The organism is Streptomyces sp. NPDC002734 (assembly GCF_040295685.1).
Classification (GTDB): domain Bacteria; phylum Actinomycetota; class Actinomycetes; order Streptomycetales; family Streptomycetaceae; genus Streptomyces.
The window spans coordinates 45,786-60,376 of the sequence record NZ_JBEOVU010000031.1 but is presented as its reverse complement, the minus strand read 5'-3'; the positions used below and the strand labels follow the sequence as shown (position 1 = coordinate 60,376).

Sequence of the window (14,591 nt, the reverse complement as noted above, 5' to 3'; positions counted from 1 at the left end):
GGGTCAGGGGGTCAGCCCATCGGGTCGGTGGTGTCCCGGAGCAGTTCCAGCGCCGGTCCGTACATCCGCGACTTGATCGTGCCGAGCGTTGCGCTCGCCTTCCCGGCCAGCGCCCCCGCCAGCTCGACGGCCGTCGCGCGCACGGCGTCCTCCGGGACCGCCCGGTCCACGACGCCCGCGGCCAGTGCCTCCTCGCCCCCGAAGCGGCGTGCCGTGACCATCGCCTCGTGCGCGGTCTGCGGCGTGAGCCGGGACTGGATGAGGGCGGACATGCCGGGGGTGAACGGGATGTGGATGTCCGCCTCGGGCAGGCACCAGAAGCCGCGGTCGGCGCGCATCACCCGGAAGTCGTGCGCCAGCGAGAGCATGGCCCCGGCCGCGAAGGTGTGTCCCTGCAGCGCCGCGACGGTGACCAGCGGGAGGGACAGCACCCGCGCGAACAGCGCGTGCACCGACACGACGTAGTTCCGGTGCTCCTCGGCGTGGGCGAGCAGCCAGTCGAGGTCCAGGCCGTTGGACCAGAACTTGCCCGTCGCGGCGGTCACCAGGGCCTTGGGGCCCTCCGCCTTCTCCACCTCGTCCAGGGCGCTGTCGACCGAGGCGATCCAGTCCGGGTGGAAGCGGTTCTCGCCGTCTCCGAGATCGAGGACGAAGACGTCGCCCTGACGGTCGAGAGTGGGCATGGGCTGCTCCTTTGCACGCGGGTCGAGGCGGTGACACCAACCTACCAGTCAGTAACTTACGGGGCCGTGAACCCGCCTGGCAAGACGTGGGCGCAGCACGGGCGGTGACGGCCCGGAAGCGCGGGGCGGCGGGCCGAGCGCGGGGGAAGATCGAAAACCGATGGCGCGGTCCGTGCCGCCGCTGGTAGACAGGCCGGAGCCGTGCCGCCCGGTGAACACCGGCCCGCGCACACCACCGCCGACCGAGGAGGAGGGGTAAGTCATGTCCACGCCCCGTACCGCACCCGCGTTCGTCCTTCCCGGGGCCGGGCACTCGGCCTGACCCCGTCGCGGACGGCCGAGCGCCCTCACCGGAAAGCCTCGACCGTGAACACAGAACTCGTCACCGTGCGCCCCCTCACCGGGCGCGCGGAACTCGACCTCTTCCGCCGCCTGTCCTACGCGCTCGACGCGGAGCTCGACACCGATCTCGACGAGGGGCGGCGACGCCCCGAGTGGATGTGGATCGCCCTGCGGGGGGACCGGCTGCTCGCCAGGCTCGCCTGGTGGAGCCGCCCCGGAGCCGACAGGCCCCTGCTCCTCGACGTCCTCGACATCGACGACGCCTTGCCCGGGGCGGACCGCCTCGACGTCGGCGAGCGCCTGCTGCGCACCGCCCTGTCCGCGGTGTCCGGCCCGGAGGGCCCGACAGCGGAGTACACCCGGTTCGTGCCGCCCGACTGGCGTGACACCCCGGCGGTCCGGCGCGCCGTCGAGGACCGGATGGCCGTCGCCGCGCGCACCGGGGCCCGCCCCTTCGTGGAGCGGCTCCGCCTCGACCGGCCCTCCGGCGCGCCCGTTCCCCCGCCCACCGGACGTCTGGCCTTCCGCACGCCCCGGGACGAGGGTGAACTGACCGGCCTGATGACCCGCGTGCTGGACGGCACCCTGGACGCCCACAGCCTGCACGACCTGACCACCATGTCCGCCCAGGAGGCGGCCGAGGCCCAGTACGCCGACGAACTGGCCGGCTACCGCAGCCCGCGGGAGTGGTGGCGGGTCGCCACGTTGCCCGACGGGGAACCGGTGGGCTTCGTGATCCCCGCCCACAACGGCTACAACCCGATCATCGCCTACATCGCCGTCCTGCCCGAACACCGCGGCAAGGGGTACGTCGACGAGATCCTCGCGGAAGGCACCCGGGTCCTCACGGACCAGGGCGTCCCATGGATCCGGGCCTCCACCGACCTGGGCAACGTGCCGATGGCCGAGGCCTTCGCACGGGCCGGCTACCACGCGTTCGAACGGGAGATCGTCATGAGCTGGGGCTGACCCGCCAGGAGCCGCCCCCGGGGCCGCTCGAAGCCGCCCTTCCCAGGGCCGCTCGCAGCCGCCCTTCCCAGGGGCCGACCGGGTCGCGTTCCGCGTGGAGCCGGCCCGGTCACCTCTCCGGCGTCGGGCGGCCCGCCGCCGAGGCCGACCGGTGGCGGAAGACGTGGCGGTAGGTCTGCGGGGAGACCGTGGTGAGCCGGCCGAAATGACGGCGCAGATTGGCGGCGTTGCCGAAACCGGTCCGGTGGGCCACGGACTCCACCGGGTCGTCGGTCGTCTCCAGCAACTCCTGGGCGAGCAGCACCCGTTCGCGCAGGATCCACTGCAACGGCGTGGTCCCCAGGGTGTCGCGGAAACGGCGCGCGAAGGTGCGCTCGCCGAGACGGGCCTGCCGGGCCATCCCGGCCACCGTGAGCGGTTCGTGGAGCCGCTCACGGGCCCATTCCAGCACCGGGCCCAGTCCTTCCTCACGTCGCAGGGCGCGCGGCGGGAGCGGCTTGGCGTACTGGGTCTGGCCGCCCTCCCGGTGCGGCGGCACCACCATCCGCCGGGCCACCTCGTTGGCGACCGCGGAGCCGTGGTCGGTGCGCACCAGGTGCAGGCACAGGTCGATCGCCGCGCCGGTGCCGGCCGAGGTGAACACGGTGCCGTCCTGGACGTACAGCGCGGAGGGGTCGTAGGTCACCCGCGGGAAGCGGTGCGCGAAGTCCACGGTGTTCATCCAGTGCGTGGTCGCCCGGCGTCCGTCGAGCAGGCCGGCCGCGGCGAGCACGTAGGCGCCGCTGCACAGCGAGACGATCCGCCGTCCCCGCGCGTGGGCGGCCCGCAGCGCGTCGAGCAGCCCCGGGGGCGGGTCGAGCTGCACGCGCCGCGGGCAGGCCGCGACGACCACGGTGTCGGCCTCCGCCAGGTCCTCGAGTCCGTGCCGCGTGCTCAGCGTCAGCCCGGCGGAGGTCCGCAGCGGCCCCGGTTCGGCGGCGCAGAGCCGCAACTCGTACCAGGGGTCGACGACGTCGCTGCGATCGATCCCGAACACCTCGCAGGGCACCGCGAGTTCGAAGTTGGTCGCGCCGTCCGTCACCGCCACGGCCACCACGTGGGGACGGGCGGGGGAGCCGTCGAGGGGTGCGCCGTCGCGGGGTGTGACGCCGGCGGGCGTGCCGTTGTCGTCCATGGCAGGAATGTAGCGCACACCGTCGTTTCCGCCACTGTCCGCGGAACGGGCCGCCGCTGAGGCTGGAGCCATGTCCCAGCACACCTCCATATCTCCGTCCCTTCCGGCCGGACGGCTCACCATGGCGCAGGGCACCGCCCTGTCCGTGGGCGCCGTGCTCGGCACCGGAGTCATCGCCCTCCCGGCGCTCGCCGCCGGCATCGCGGGGCCCGCCTCGCTGCTGGCCTGGCTCGCGCTCGTGGTGCTCTCCGTGCCGTTGGCCGTCGCCTTCGCCGCCCTGGGAGCCCGCCACGCCGACGCGGGCGGCGTCTCCACCTACGCCCGGCTCGCGTTCGGCGAGCGGAGCGCCGCGGTCGCCGGCTGGTGCTTCTACCTCGCCATACCGCCGGGCGCCACGGCCGCCGCCCTCTTCGGCGGCTCCTACGTCTCCGACGCGCTCGGCGGCGGGACGCCCACCACCGTGGTCACCGCGGCCGGCCTGATGGGCACGGTCACGGCGGTCAACGCCGCGGGACTCCGCCTCACCGGGCGGCTTCAGGTCGTCCTCTTCGCGCTCCTGCTCGCCCTGCTGACCGCCGCCGTGCTCTTCTCCCTCCCGCACGCCGACACCGCCAACCTGCGCCCGTTCGCCCCGCACGGCTGGTCCGCCGTCGGACCCGCGGCTGCCCTGCTGGTGTTCTGCTTCGCCGGGTGGGAGGCGGTCGCCCACCTCGCGGGCGAGTTCCGGCGACCCGACCGTGACCTGCCCCGCGCCACGGGGGCCGCCGTCGCGATCGTCGGCGTGGTGTACCTGGCGGCCGCCTTCGCCGTCGTCGCCGTCCTCGGCCCCGGCGCCGGGCGCTCCGGAGCGCCGCTCGGCGACCTGATGGCCCGCGGCCTGGGCGAGGGCGCGCGTCCCCTCGCCGCGGTGGCCGCGCTGCTGCTCACCTTCGGCACCATGAACGCCTACTTCGCCGGCGCCGCCAAGCTCGGCGCCGCCCTGGGCCGGGACGGCGCGCTGCCGCGGTGGTTCGCCAGGGGCAGCACGGCGGGGGAGACGCCGCGCCGCAGCCTGCTGTTCGTCGCCACGCTCGCCCTGCTGACCCTGGCGGCGGTCGCCGTCTCCGGGACGGGTGCCGAACCGGCGGTCATGGTCTCCGCAGCCTCCTTCGCCGTGGTGTACGCGATCGGGGTCGCCGCCGCCATCCGCCTCCTCCCGCAACGGAGTTGGGGCCGTCGTTGCGCCTGGGCGGCGCTGGCCGCGGTCACCGCGCTGCTGGCCTTGTGCGGCCTCCACCTGGCCTGGCCGCTCCTGGTGACCTGCGCGGCCCTCGTCTCCGTCCGCGTCACCCGCCGCCGTCGCGCGCGGGCCGCGGCGTGCCTCGCCGCGGCCGCCTGAGACCGGAGCGCCGGGTCGGGCGACGGCACGCAAGGGGCCACCGCGGCCGGGGGGACGCGCGGGGCCGGTGCGAGGCAACGTGCCGTCGGCGCCGTGCGTCTCTTCCAGTGCACCGAGGGGCGCGAGCCCCGCAGCATTCGAAGAGACAGTGAGCACCACCATGACCCTCTCTCCCGTCACCGCCTCGGGGCCCGCCACGACGGCAAGGGCCTGGGCCCTGGTCACGGCGTCGGCGTTCACCGGAGGAATCCTGCTCGGCGTGCTGACCAACCTGGGCCAGGGCTGGCTTCCGGGGGCCTGGAACCAGATCGCCAACTCCGGTGCGGTGTGGTCCGTCGCCGCGTTCGCCGCGGGCGCGCTGGTGTCGGCCCGGAAGGCCGGCCTGCCCGCGGTCGGTCTGCCCGCGGCCGCCGTCGCGGGTCTGTGCGCCGAGTCCGGTCTCGTCGTCGGCTACTACGGCTACGCGGAGGTGGCACGCGACGGCATGGGTTCCGTGTTCGCCCCCCTCGTCTGGCTGGGCATGGCGTTCGTCGCCGGCCCCCTGTTCGGAGTGGCGGGCTCCTGGTGGCGTGGCGCGCGCCCGCGCCACCGCGTCGTCGGGCTCGCCGCCCTCGCGGGCGTCTTCGGGACGGAGGCCGTCCACTACGCCTGGACCCTGCACTACGCCCCTCAGGCATGGGCCTGCCTCGCCGTCGCGGTCCTCACGGCACTGCTCATGGGCCGCACCCTCAAGGAACGCGTCCTCACGCTGCTGGCTGCCGCCCCGTTCTCGCTGCTGGCCTACGTCGTCTTCTACGAATTGCTTTTGACCACGCTCCTCGGCTGATGCATGGTCGGCACACGGATGGGGGCGGCGGCCGGCCGTACGCCCCGTGGAAGGGGAGACCATGAGCCGTCCACTGCTGTTCCTCGACGTCGACGGCCCCTTGAACCCGTATGCCGCCAAGCCCACGAGGCGGCCCGAGGGCTACACCACGATCCGGGTGCCGCGGGGCGCCGGGCACCGCCCGCTCCGCGTCTGGCTGCACCCGGGGCACGGTGCGCAACTGCTGTCCCTGGGCTACGACTTGTGCTGGGCCACCACCTGGATGGCGGAGGCCAACCGGTGGATCGCCCCGGTGGTCGGTCTCCCGGAGCTCCCGTACGTCGACTTCGGCGAGGCCCTGTTCCGGGAGCGCCCGGACGGCGTCCACTGGAAGACCGAGGTCCTCGTCGCGTACGCGCAGGGCCGCCCCTTCGCCTGGGTGGACGACGAACAGAGCGCCGCGGACGACGCCTACGTCGGCGCCCGCCACCCCGCCCCCGCCCTGCTCCACCACGTCGACCCGCGCATCGGCCTGCGCGACGACGACCTGACCACCCTGACCGCCTTCGCCGAGACCGTCGGCGGGAGGTGAACACCCCTGTCCGGAGCGGCCGTCGGGGTCTGCGGGCAGGGAAAAAGCAGCTGCGCCGGTCGTGCGGCAGGCGTAGGGTCCTGGCCAAGGCGGGGTCGTAGCACAGAGGTAATGCGCCGCGATGACATCTCGGAGGACGCCGGTTCGAATCCGGCCGCCCCGCCCCTCACCAACGCTGGGACGGCGCCGCGATCAGCGGCGGGACATGTACATGTACGCGCGGCTCGGGCCGGCGGCGGGATGAACCGCGCGCCGGCCCGTGGGTGTTGTCAGTGCCAGCCGTACCGTTCGCGCAGCCGGTGGACCACCAGGTTGAACCGCATGCGGTCCAGGGCGCACGCCTCGCGGCGCATGCCGGCGTCGTGGACGCGCAGCACACGGTCCACCGCCACCCACGAGGGGCGGCCGGTGCGGTCCCAGGGGCCGCTGCCGATCGGCACCCAGTCGCGGTCCCCGTCGTGCTCCTTGCTGGACAACTGCACCGCGAGCAGCGTCCCGCGCGGCTCCCGGGCGACGACCAGCACCGGGCGGTCCTTGCCCCGGCCGTCGTTCTCCTCGTAGGGCACCCACGTCCAGACGATCTCGCCGGGATCGGGGTCGCCGTCATGGGCGGGGGAGTACTCGGTGCGGACCCGGCCGACGGCGCGCGGGTCGGCCTCAGTGGTCGCCGACGGGCCGAAACGCCCCGGGACCTCGTCGATGGGAACGGTCATCGCCCCACCGTAGGAGGGCTGTTGAGCCGCCCTCTCGGCGGGGTCGCCGCCCCGGCCGGTCCGCCAGGACCGCATCACCTCACGAACCCGGCGAACCATGCCGAACATGCCGCGGTGATCCCTCCGGCCGGTCAGGCCGGCTCGCCGCCCTGGCTCCCGGCGGCGCCGCCCTGGGCCCCGCCGCCCTGCTCCGCCTGTGCCTGCTGGGCGGCCACCGAGCGGCGGACCTCCTCCATGTCCAGTCCGCGCGCCTGGCCGATCAGGTCCTCCAGCACCGGGGCCGGCAGCGCGCCCGGCTGGGCGAAGACGGCCACCTGGTCCCGCACGATCATCAGCGTCGGGATCGACTGGATGCCGAAGGCCTGGGCGAGCTCCGGCTGCGCCTCGGTGTCCACCTTGGCGAACACCAGGTCCGGGTTGGCCTCCGCGGCCTTCTCGTACACCGGGGCGAACTGCTTGCACGGCCCGCACCAGTCGGCCCAGAAGTCGATGAGAACGAACTCGTTCTCGGTGACCGTCTGGTCGAAGTTCTCCTTGGTGAGCTCCACGGTGCTGCTCATGAGCTGACTTCCTCTTCCTGGACGTCGTACGGCTGACTGCGCCCGGCCACCGACGACAACGGCACGACCGGACGGGGTATTCCGTTCGCCCCATATGGCCGTGCGCGCGCCGCCTCCGCGACCCGGCAGGCCCGTCCGGCCCAGCGGACGGGTCCGGCGCGCCTACCCGTGTGGCCGGTTCGCACACCACCCGGAAGACTGAGCCGCATGACCGAGACCGAGACCTTCGCCTACGACGTCGTCGTGATCGGCGCCGGACCCGTCGGCGAGAACGTCGCCGACCGCACGCTCGCCGCCGGACTGTCCACCGCCGTGGTGGAGAGCGAACTGGTGGGCGGGGAGTGCTCCTACTGGGCCTGCATGCCCAGCAAGGCGCTGCTGCGGCCGGTGATCGCGCACGCCGACGCCCGCCGCACGCCCGGCCTGCGCGCCGCCGCCCGGGCGCCCCTCGACACGCCCGAGGTGCTCGCCCACCGCGACGAGCAGGCGGCCCACTGGAAGGACGACGGGCAGGTCGCGTGGCTGGAGGGCGCAGGAGCCCGACTGCACCGCGGACACGGCCGCCTGTCCGGCCCCCGCACCGTCACCGTCACCACCCCCGAGGGCCGGACCGAGACCCTCACCGCCCGCCACGCCGTCGCCGTCTGCACCGGGAGCCGGGCCTCGCTGCCCGGCCTGCCGGGGCTGGGCGACGGATCCGTCGCCCCCTGGACCAGCCGGGAGGCCACCTCCGCCCGCGAGGCGCCCGGCCGGCTCCTGGTGGTCGGCGGGGGAGTGGTCGCCGCCGAGATGGCCACGGCCTGGCAGAACCTCGGCTCCCGGGTCACCGTGCTGGTGCGCGGGAGCGGCCTGCTGGAGCGCATGGAGCCGTTCGCCGGGGAACTCGTCGCCGACGCGCTGCGCGAGGCGGGCGCCGAGGTGCGCACGGGCGTCTCGGTCACCGGCGTGAGCAGGGAGAACGGCACCGTGGTCGCCGTCACGGACGCGGGCGACCGGGTGGAGGCCGACGAGATCCTGTTCGCCACGGGCCGGGCGCCGCGCACCGACGACCTCGGACTGGAGACGGTGGGGCTGGAGCCCGGCTCGTGGCTCGAGGTGGACGACACCCTGCGGGTCACCGGGAGCGACTGGCTGTACGCGGCCGGGGACGTCAACCACCGGGCGCTCCTCACCCACCAGGGCAAGTACCAGGCACGCGTCGCGGGCGACGCGATCGCCGCCCGGTCCAGGGGGGAGGCGCCGCCGACGGCCGCCACCGCCGACGACGGCGCCGTGCCCCAGGTGGTCTTCACCGACCCCGAGGTCGCCTCGGTGGGCGTCACCCTCGCCGAGGCGGAACGGGCCGGGCACCGGGTGCGGGCGGTGGACGTGGACCTCGCCACCGTGGCCGGCGCGGGGCTCTACGCCGACGGCTACCGGGGCCGGGCCCGGATGGTCGTCGACCTGGACAAGGAGACCCTGCGCGGCGTCACCTTCGTCGGGCCGGGGGTCGGCGAACTGCTGCACTCGGCGACCGTCGCGGTGGTCGCCCAGGTCCCGGTCGCGCGCCTGTGGCACGCCGTCCCGGCCTATCCGACCCTCAGCGAGGTCTGGCTCCGCCTCCTGGAGGCCTACCGGGGCTGAGGCAGCCCCGGTAGGCGCAGGACCAGGGGCGCCCCGGCCGGGCCCTGCCGGCGCTTGGGCGAGCCTTGCCCGCAGCCGGCCGGATCCTGCCCCACGAGGCCCTGGGCGCCCCGCCGTGCACCGACACGGCCGAAGCCCGCCGCCACGGGCCCGCCGCCACGGGCCCGCGTGCAGCCCCGGCCCCGGGTCCGACCAACCGGGCCGGGCGCCGGGGCCGGACCTCACGCGTCCTCGAACTCGCCCGCCATCGCGGCGGCCAGCCGCAGGTGCGGGCGCGCCTCCTCGTCGCGGCCCTGCCGCTCCAGGGTCCGCCCGAGGAGCAGCCGGGCGTACCCCTCCACCGGGTGACGCTCCACCAGCACCCGGCACTCGGCCTCCGCCCGCCGCAGCTGCGCGGAGTGGTAGTAGGCCCGCGCCAGCAGCAGCCGCGGGCCGCTCTGCTCCGGCACCTCCTCCACCAGCGACGCGAGCACCCGCGCGGCGTCCGCGTAGTTCTTCCGCCCGAAGTGCCTCTGCGCCCTGTCCCAGCGCTCGGCCGGCGTTCCGTGGTCGTGGTACGACCTGGTCATCTCCACGTCGACCTCCCTTCGCACGCCTGAACACCGCACGGCGGCCCACTGTTCCGCGAGGCGTCCCGGCGGCCCCGGGACACTTTCTGTCGCGACGAGACACGTCCAGATCGTTGACAAGTCCCTGTCATGGGCCCGACATTACGAGCGAGTAACCCCCGCGTGTCCGCCCTGTGGACCCCCGGGTCCGTCCGCCTGCCCCCACCGCCCGCGCGCCGCCCCCGGCACGGCCCCCGCCGTGCCGCGCCCCCGCCGTACCCCAGGAGGACCTGATGCCGCACCCCGCCCGCCGCCTGCGCAGAACCCTCGCCGCCGCCCTCGCGGCGAGCGCCGTCGCCGCCCTCGGTCTCACCGCCCAGCCCGCGCAGGCCGCCGACCCGGTCACGTACGTGGCCCTCGGCGACAGCTACAGCGCCGGATCCGGCGTCTCACCCACCGATCTCAGCAGCCCGCTGTGTCTGCGCTCCAAGGCCAACTACCCCAAGGTGATCGCCGGCCGCATCGGGGCCCAGCTCACCGACGTCACCTGCGGCGCCGCCCAGACCAAGGACTTCACCCAGTCCCAGTACCCGACCGTCGCCCCGCAGGTGAACGCCCTGTCCGCCGACACGGACCTGGTCACCTTCACCATCGGCGGCAACGACAACAGCACCTTCATCGGGGCGCTGCTGGCCTGCGGTTCGGCCGGCCTGGTCACCGCCGGCTACGGGAACCCGTGCCAGACGCTCTACGGCAGTAAGTTCACCGACGCGATCGACGACACCACCTACCCGGCGCTGAAGAGCGCGCTGGCCGCCGTCAAGGCCAAGGCGCCGAACGCGCGGATCGCCGTCCTGGGCTACCCCTGGATCACCCCGGCGACGTTCGACTCCTCCTGCTTCGCCAAGCTGCCCATCGCCCGGGGCGACATCCCCTACCTGCGCAGCCTGCAGGGTCACCTCAACGACGCCCTCTCCCGCGCCGCGAGCGAGTCCGGCGCCGTCTTTGTCGACTTCGCCCAGGTCTCCGAGGGGCACGACGCCTGCAAGGCCTCCGGCACCCGGTGGATCGAACCGGTGCTCGGCGGCAACAGCCTCGTCCCCGTCCACCCCAACACGCTGGGCGAGTCCCGGATGGCCGACCGGACCATGGCGGTGCTCGGCCTGGGCTGACCGGCCCGCACGCCGGACGAGCCGGACCGCCGCGGGCGCCGGCCCGGCGTGCGCGACGGCGAAGGCCGCCCCCTCGGCGCGGGAGGGGGCGGCCTTCGCGGGTCCGGCGCCGTCAGGCGCTTGCGTGTGGTCGGGCGCCGTCAGGCGCTGGAGTAGACGCTCTCCACGAAGTCGGCGAGCTTGTCGTCGGTCAGGTGGTGCGCCAGGTCCGACTCGCTGATCATGCCGATCAGCCGCTTGTTCTCGATGACGGGCAGCCGCTTGATCCGGTGCTCCCGCATCTCCTGCAGGACGTCGTCGACGTCGGCGGAGGCGTCCACCCACCGCGGCGTGCCCTCGGTGAGCTCGCCGCAGGTGACCTTCGACGGGTCCTTGCCCGCGGCCACGCACTTCACCACGATGTCGCGGTCGGTGATGATGCCCCGCATCCGGTCGTCGTCGCCGGCCACCGGCAGGGCGCCCACGTCGAGCTCCCGCATCAGCTGGGCGGCCCGGTCCAGCGACTCGCCCGCGGGGATCCACCGGGCGCCGGGGTGCATGATGTCCTTGGCCGTCGTCATGGTCGTCACTCCTCCTCGAAGGGTGTGTGCGGTTCCGCCTCCTCGGGTTTCCGGAGCGAACAGAACAAACCGGACTTCCGGCCTCCGGTCGTGACCGTCACCGACGGTGTCCGGGCCGCACCCCAGGTCACTCCTCCATGCGCCGCCGGTCGTCCTCGTCCCACGCGGTGGTGTCGCGGGGCTGGGTGTAGGGCTCGTCGGTGGGCGGGTGACCGCCCGCGATCGCCCGCTGGCGTACCGTCTCGGCGTCGAACTCCAGGCCCAGCAGGATCGCCAGGTTGGTGATCCACAGCCAGATCAGGAAGACCACCACGCCGGCCATGGTCCCGTAGGTCTTGTTGTACGAGCCGAAGTTGGCGACGTAGAAGGCGAACCCGACGGAGGCGAGGATCCACAGGAACAGCGCGAGGAAGCTGCCCGGTGTGATCCACCGGAACCCCTTCACCTTGGCGTTCGGCGCCGCCCAGTAGAGGAGCGCGATCATCAGGGTCACCAGGATGATCAGGACCGGCCACTTGACGAACGACCACACCGTCAGCGCCGTGTCGCCGATGCCGAGCGTCGTCCCCACCTGCCGCGCCAGACCGCCGGTGAAGACCACGATGACGGCGCTCGCCGCCGTCATCACCATCAGCACCAGGGTGATGCCGACCCGGACCGGCAGCACCTTCCACACCGGCCGGCCCTCGGGGATGTCGTAGACGGCGTTGGAGGCGCGGATGAAGCCCGCGACATAACCGGAGGCCGACCAGACCGCGAGGACCAGACCCACGATCGCCATGATCGAGCCGATCCCGGCGCCGTCCTGGAGCTGTTCCACGGCCTTGGTCAGCACGTCCCGGGCCGGGCCCGGGGCCAGCTTGGTGATGTTGTCCATCACCCTGTCCGTGGCGCTCTTCCCCATGATCCCCAGCAAGGAGATCAGGACCAGCAACGCCGGGAAGAGCGAGAGGACCGCGTAGTACGTCAGCGCCGCCGCGCGGTCGGTGAGTTCGTCGTCCTTGAACTCCTTCAGGGCGCCCTTGAAGACCTTCCCCCAGCGGGGCTTCGGCAGCTTCGACGGGCTGTCGGGGGCGTTGCGCTCCACCGCGGGGGAAGGGCCGTAGGCCTCCGCCCCGGCGTCCTCGCCGCGGCGACGACGGTCGGTCCGGTCCGTCCCGTCGGCCCCGTCCACCGCGTCCGTCCGGTCGGTCCGGTCGGTTCCGTCCGGCCCGACGGGACGCCCGCCGCGGTCGTCGTCCCCGTCGCCGTGGTCGCCACTGCCTGGAAGATGCATTTTCGCCATGAACGCCGGGTATCCTGCGCGCCCCCGGATACGCACAGGGGTCTGCCCCTACCTCCGTGTGGGGGACACGGGCCGCCGCGCAGGGCTCTGGCGGTGCCCACCGGGACGGCCGCAGTGGCCCATGACGGCGTGTCCGACGGCATGCGCGCGGCAGGCCCCGTACCTCCGTCGCGGCCGAAAAAAACTCTTGGACGGGCCGGAGCGCTCCACGGAAGACTTCCCCTCCCGGGTTCTCCCCAAATGTCCGGCCCGGCGCACCACGACACTAGGCGCACACACATGGACTCGCCCGAGAAACGCGAGGGCCCGCGCAAGGGCCCCGTCCTCCTCGCCCTCCGACACTACGGCCGGGAACTCGCCCGGCTCCGGCGCTTCACCGTCCCGGCCCTGCTGCTCCCCGCACTGGGCAACATCGGCCTCTACTACGTCGCCCCGCTGATCGTCGCCAAGCTGATCGGCCACGTCGCCGGCGAGAAGGACCCGGGCGGCCCGGGAACCTTCGGCTCCGCGCTCCCCTACGTCCTCGGCTTCGCCGGCGTGCTGCTGTTCGCCGAGGCGCTGTGGCGCCTGGGCCTGCACTGCCTCAACCGCCTTGACGCCTACGGCATCGAGCACCTCTACGTCGTCGGGATGGACGAGCTCTACGCCAAGGACTCGGCCTTCTTCCACGACAACTTCGCCGGCTCCCTCACCAAGCGGGTCCTCAGCTTCGCCACCCGCTTCGAGGAGTTCGCCGACACCCTGACCTTCAACATCATGGGCAGCTTCGTGCCGCTCGCCTTCGGCTCCGTCATCCTGTGGAACTACGACCCGCTGCTGGTCGTCGGTCTGCTGACGATGCTCACGGTCACGGCCTGCTGCGTGGTCCCGCTCATCCGGCGCCGCCAGCGGCTGGTCGCCCGGCGGGAGGAGGCCATCGCCCGGGTCTCCGGTCACGTGGCCGACAGCCTGATGAACATGGAGACCGTCCGCGCCTTCGCCGCCGAGCGGCGGGAGGCGGACGAGCACCGCACCAGGGTCGCCGAGTCACGCCGTCTCACCCTGCGGTCCTGGGACTTCGGCAACCTGCGCATCGACACACTGATCGCTCCCATGTCGGTGCTGACCAACCTGCTGGGGCTGCTGCTCGCGGTCTCGCTCGGCGGCGGGACGCACAGCGTGGAGGCGGTCGTGGTCGCCTTCACCTACTACACCAACGCGACCCGGATCATGTTCGAGTTCAACCAGATCTACCGCCGGCTGGAGAGCTCGATGACGGAGGCCGCCCAGTTCACCGAACTGCTGCTGTCGCCGCCCACCGTGCTCGACCCGCCGGAACCCGAACCGCTGCGGCCGGACGGCGCCGACGTCCGCTTCGACCGTGTGACCTTCGCCCACGGGGGCGGCGCACCGCTCTTCGACGGGCTCGACCTGGCGGTGCCCAGCGGGGCGAAGATCGGCCTGGTCGGCCGCTCCGGCGGTGGCAAGACCACGCTCACCCGGCTGCTGCTGCGGATGACCGACATCGACGGCGGACGCATCCTGATCGGCGGTCAGGACATCAGCAGGCTCCGCCAGGCCGACCTGCGCAGCATGATCGCCTACGTGCCGCAGGAGCCGGCGATGTTCCACCGGACGCTCAAGGAGAACATCGCCTTCGCCCGGCCGGGGGCCACCGACGCGGAGATCCGCCGCGCAGCCGAGGCGGCGCACGTCACCGAGTTCGCCGACGCGCTGCCGGAGGGCTTCGAGACGATGGTCGGCGAACGGGGCGTCAAGCTCTCCGGAGGGCAGCGGCAGCGGGTCGCGCTCGCCCGGGCCATCCTGCGCGACGCGCCCGTCCTGCTGCTGGACGAGGCGACCAGCGCGCTCGACTCGGAGAGCGAGATCCTCATCCAGGAGGCGCTCTGGCGGCTCATGGAGGGGCGCACCGCACTGGTGGTGGCCCACCGGCTCAGCACGGTGGCCGGCATGGACCGCCTGGTGGTCCTCGACCGGGGGCGCATCATCGAGCAGGGGGCCCACCACGAACTGCTCGCCGCGGACGGCGTCTACGCCAAGCTGTGGGAGCACCAGTCCGGCGGCTTCCTGGAGGACGACGACCCGGTCCGGGCCGGCAACCCGGTCTGAGCGTCACCCCGCCGCACCGCCCTCGCGGGTGCGGCGGGCGTCCGGGGTCTGGCCCGGCGTCACCTGCGTGTTCTAGGT

Annotated in this window: 14 protein-coding genes and 1 tRNA gene; 8 read left to right on the top strand and 7 right to left on the bottom strand. The window is 73.6% G+C overall.

The genetic code is table 11. The features are described from left to right. Nucleotides 1-11: 11 nt before the first annotated feature. Nucleotides 12-683 (bottom strand): enoyl-CoA hydratase-related protein, encoded by a 672-nt coding sequence (locus tag ABT026_RS24665; RefSeq protein WP_351117328.1) that lies wholly within the window; start codon nucleotides 681-683, stop codon nucleotides 12-14. A 366-nt stretch (nucleotides 684-1,049) separates the two neighbouring features. Here ABT026_RS24665 and ABT026_RS24660 point away from each other — a divergent pair, with 366 nt between their 5' ends. Continuing rightward, nucleotides 1,050-1,994: a GNAT family N-acetyltransferase gene (locus ABT026_RS24660; RefSeq protein ID WP_351117327.1), complete on the top strand. Its 945-nt coding sequence runs from the start codon at nucleotides 1,050-1,052 to the stop codon at nucleotides 1,992-1,994. A 109-nt stretch (nucleotides 1,995-2,103) separates the two neighbouring features. Here ABT026_RS24660 and ABT026_RS24655 read toward each other — a convergent pair whose 3' ends face one another. After that, a complete protein-coding gene (locus ABT026_RS24655; protein WP_351117326.1) occupies nucleotides 2,104-3,168 on the bottom strand; it encodes a GlxA family transcriptional regulator in 1,065 nt (354 codons plus the stop codon). A 121-nt stretch (nucleotides 3,169-3,289) separates the two neighbouring features. Between ABT026_RS24655 and ABT026_RS24650 the strand changes: the two genes are divergently transcribed. From ABT026_RS24650 to ABT026_RS24635, 4 genes are all read left to right on the top strand, one after another. Next, nucleotides 3,290-4,546: an APC family permease gene (locus ABT026_RS24650; protein ID WP_351117325.1), complete on the top strand. Its 1,257-nt coding sequence runs from the start codon at nucleotides 3,290-3,292 to the stop codon at nucleotides 4,544-4,546. 160 nt (nucleotides 4,547-4,706) lie between these two features. Continuing rightward, nucleotides 4,707-5,372, top strand: a complete 666-nt coding sequence (locus ABT026_RS24645) for a DUF6518 family protein (protein WP_351117324.1) — start codon at nucleotides 4,707-4,709, stop codon at nucleotides 5,370-5,372. Between the two features lie 61 nt (nucleotides 5,373-5,433). Beyond that, the gene (locus ABT026_RS24640) at nucleotides 5,434-5,943 is read left to right on the top strand and encodes an HAD domain-containing protein (protein ID WP_351117323.1); all 510 of its coding nucleotides are present in this window, start codon (nucleotides 5,434-5,436) and stop codon (nucleotides 5,941-5,943) included. Nucleotides 5,944-6,032: 89 nt separating this feature from the next. Then, nucleotides 6,033-6,107 (top strand) — tRNA-Val (locus tag ABT026_RS24635). A gap of 105 nt (nucleotides 6,108-6,212) precedes the next feature. On the opposite strand, the gene ABT026_RS24630 is transcribed toward ABT026_RS24635, so the two are convergent. Then, on the bottom strand, nucleotides 6,213-6,656 hold the full coding sequence (locus tag ABT026_RS24630; RefSeq protein ID WP_351117322.1) for a type II toxin-antitoxin system PemK/MazF family toxin: 444 nt from the start codon (nucleotides 6,654-6,656) through the stop codon (nucleotides 6,213-6,215). Between the two features lie 131 nt (nucleotides 6,657-6,787). Next, on the bottom strand, nucleotides 6,788-7,216 hold the full coding sequence (trxA, locus tag ABT026_RS24625) for a thioredoxin (protein WP_351117321.1): 429 nt from the start codon (nucleotides 7,214-7,216) through the stop codon (nucleotides 6,788-6,790). A 207-nt stretch (nucleotides 7,217-7,423) separates the two neighbouring features. Between trxA and ABT026_RS24620 the strand changes: the two genes are divergently transcribed. Then, nucleotides 7,424-8,839 carry a dihydrolipoyl dehydrogenase family protein gene (locus ABT026_RS24620; RefSeq protein ID WP_351117320.1) on the top strand — a complete coding sequence of 472 codons (1,416 nt, stop codon included), beginning with the start codon at nucleotides 7,424-7,426 and terminating at the stop codon, nucleotides 8,837-8,839. A 221-nt stretch (nucleotides 8,840-9,060) separates the two neighbouring features. Here ABT026_RS24620 and ABT026_RS24615 read toward each other — a convergent pair whose 3' ends face one another. Next, entirely contained in the window at nucleotides 9,061-9,408 is a 348-nt protein-coding gene (locus tag ABT026_RS24615; protein ID WP_351117365.1) for a tetratricopeptide repeat protein, read from the bottom strand. 272 nt (nucleotides 9,409-9,680) lie between these two features. Between ABT026_RS24615 and ABT026_RS24610 the strand changes: the two genes are divergently transcribed. Next, nucleotides 9,681-10,559 (top strand): SGNH/GDSL hydrolase family protein, encoded by an 879-nt coding sequence (locus ABT026_RS24610; RefSeq protein WP_351117319.1) that lies wholly within the window; start codon nucleotides 9,681-9,683, stop codon nucleotides 10,557-10,559. 140 nt (nucleotides 10,560-10,699) lie between these two features. Here the strand turns inward: ABT026_RS24610 and ABT026_RS24605 are convergent, their stop codons facing one another. Both ABT026_RS24605 and ABT026_RS24600 read right to left on the bottom strand, forming a co-directional pair. Then, entirely contained in the window at nucleotides 10,700-11,119 is a 420-nt protein-coding gene (locus ABT026_RS24605) for a CBS domain-containing protein (protein ID WP_351117318.1), read from the bottom strand. Nucleotides 11,120-11,246: 127 nt separating this feature from the next. Beyond that, a complete protein-coding gene (locus ABT026_RS24600) occupies nucleotides 11,247-12,404 on the bottom strand; it encodes a YihY/virulence factor BrkB family protein (RefSeq protein ID WP_351117317.1) in 1,158 nt (385 codons plus the stop codon). A 279-nt stretch (nucleotides 12,405-12,683) separates the two neighbouring features. Between ABT026_RS24600 and ABT026_RS24595 the strand changes: the two genes are divergently transcribed. Next, the gene (locus ABT026_RS24595) at nucleotides 12,684-14,513 is read left to right on the top strand and encodes an ABC transporter ATP-binding protein (RefSeq protein ID WP_351117316.1); all 1,830 of its coding nucleotides are present in this window, start codon (nucleotides 12,684-12,686) and stop codon (nucleotides 14,511-14,513) included. The last annotated feature ends 78 nt before the right edge of the window (nucleotides 14,514-14,591 follow it).

Bases quoted from the DNA above. Each gene is read 5' to 3' on its own strand.
- ABT026_RS24615 (WP_351117365.1), bottom strand. From the start codon at position 9,408: ATGACCAGGTCGTACCACGACCACGGAACGCCGGCCGAGCGCTGGGAC.
- ABT026_RS24655 (WP_351117326.1), bottom strand. From the start codon at position 3,168: ATGGACGACAACGGCACGCCCGCCGGCGTCACACCCCGCGACGGCGCA.
- ABT026_RS24605 (WP_351117318.1), bottom strand. From the start codon at position 11,119: ATGACGACGGCCAAGGACATCATGCACCCCGGCGCCCGGTGGATCCCC.
- ABT026_RS24600 (WP_351117317.1), bottom strand. From the start codon at position 12,404: ATGGCGAAAATGCATCTTCCAGGCAGTGGCGACCACGGCGACGGGGAC.
- ABT026_RS24640 (WP_351117323.1), top strand. From the start codon at position 5,434: ATGAGCCGTCCACTGCTGTTCCTCGACGTCGACGGCCCCTTGAACCCG.
- ABT026_RS24645 (WP_351117324.1), top strand. From the start codon at position 4,707: ATGACCCTCTCTCCCGTCACCGCCTCGGGGCCCGCCACGACGGCAAGG.
- ABT026_RS24665 (WP_351117328.1), bottom strand. From the start codon at position 683: ATGCCCACTCTCGACCGTCAGGGCGACGTCTTCGTCCTCGATCTCGGA.
- ABT026_RS24610 (WP_351117319.1), top strand. From the start codon at position 9,681: ATGCCGCACCCCGCCCGCCGCCTGCGCAGAACCCTCGCCGCCGCCCTC.
- ABT026_RS24595 (WP_351117316.1), top strand. From the start codon at position 12,684: ATGGACTCGCCCGAGAAACGCGAGGGCCCGCGCAAGGGCCCCGTCCTC.
- ABT026_RS24630 (WP_351117322.1), bottom strand. From the start codon at position 6,656: ATGACCGTTCCCATCGACGAGGTCCCGGGGCGTTTCGGCCCGTCGGCG.
- ABT026_RS24650 (WP_351117325.1), top strand. From the start codon at position 3,290: ATGGCGCAGGGCACCGCCCTGTCCGTGGGCGCCGTGCTCGGCACCGGA.
- ABT026_RS24620 (WP_351117320.1), top strand. From the start codon at position 7,424: ATGACCGAGACCGAGACCTTCGCCTACGACGTCGTCGTGATCGGCGCC.
- trxA (WP_351117321.1), bottom strand. From the start codon at position 7,216: ATGAGCAGCACCGTGGAGCTCACCAAGGAGAACTTCGACCAGACGGTC.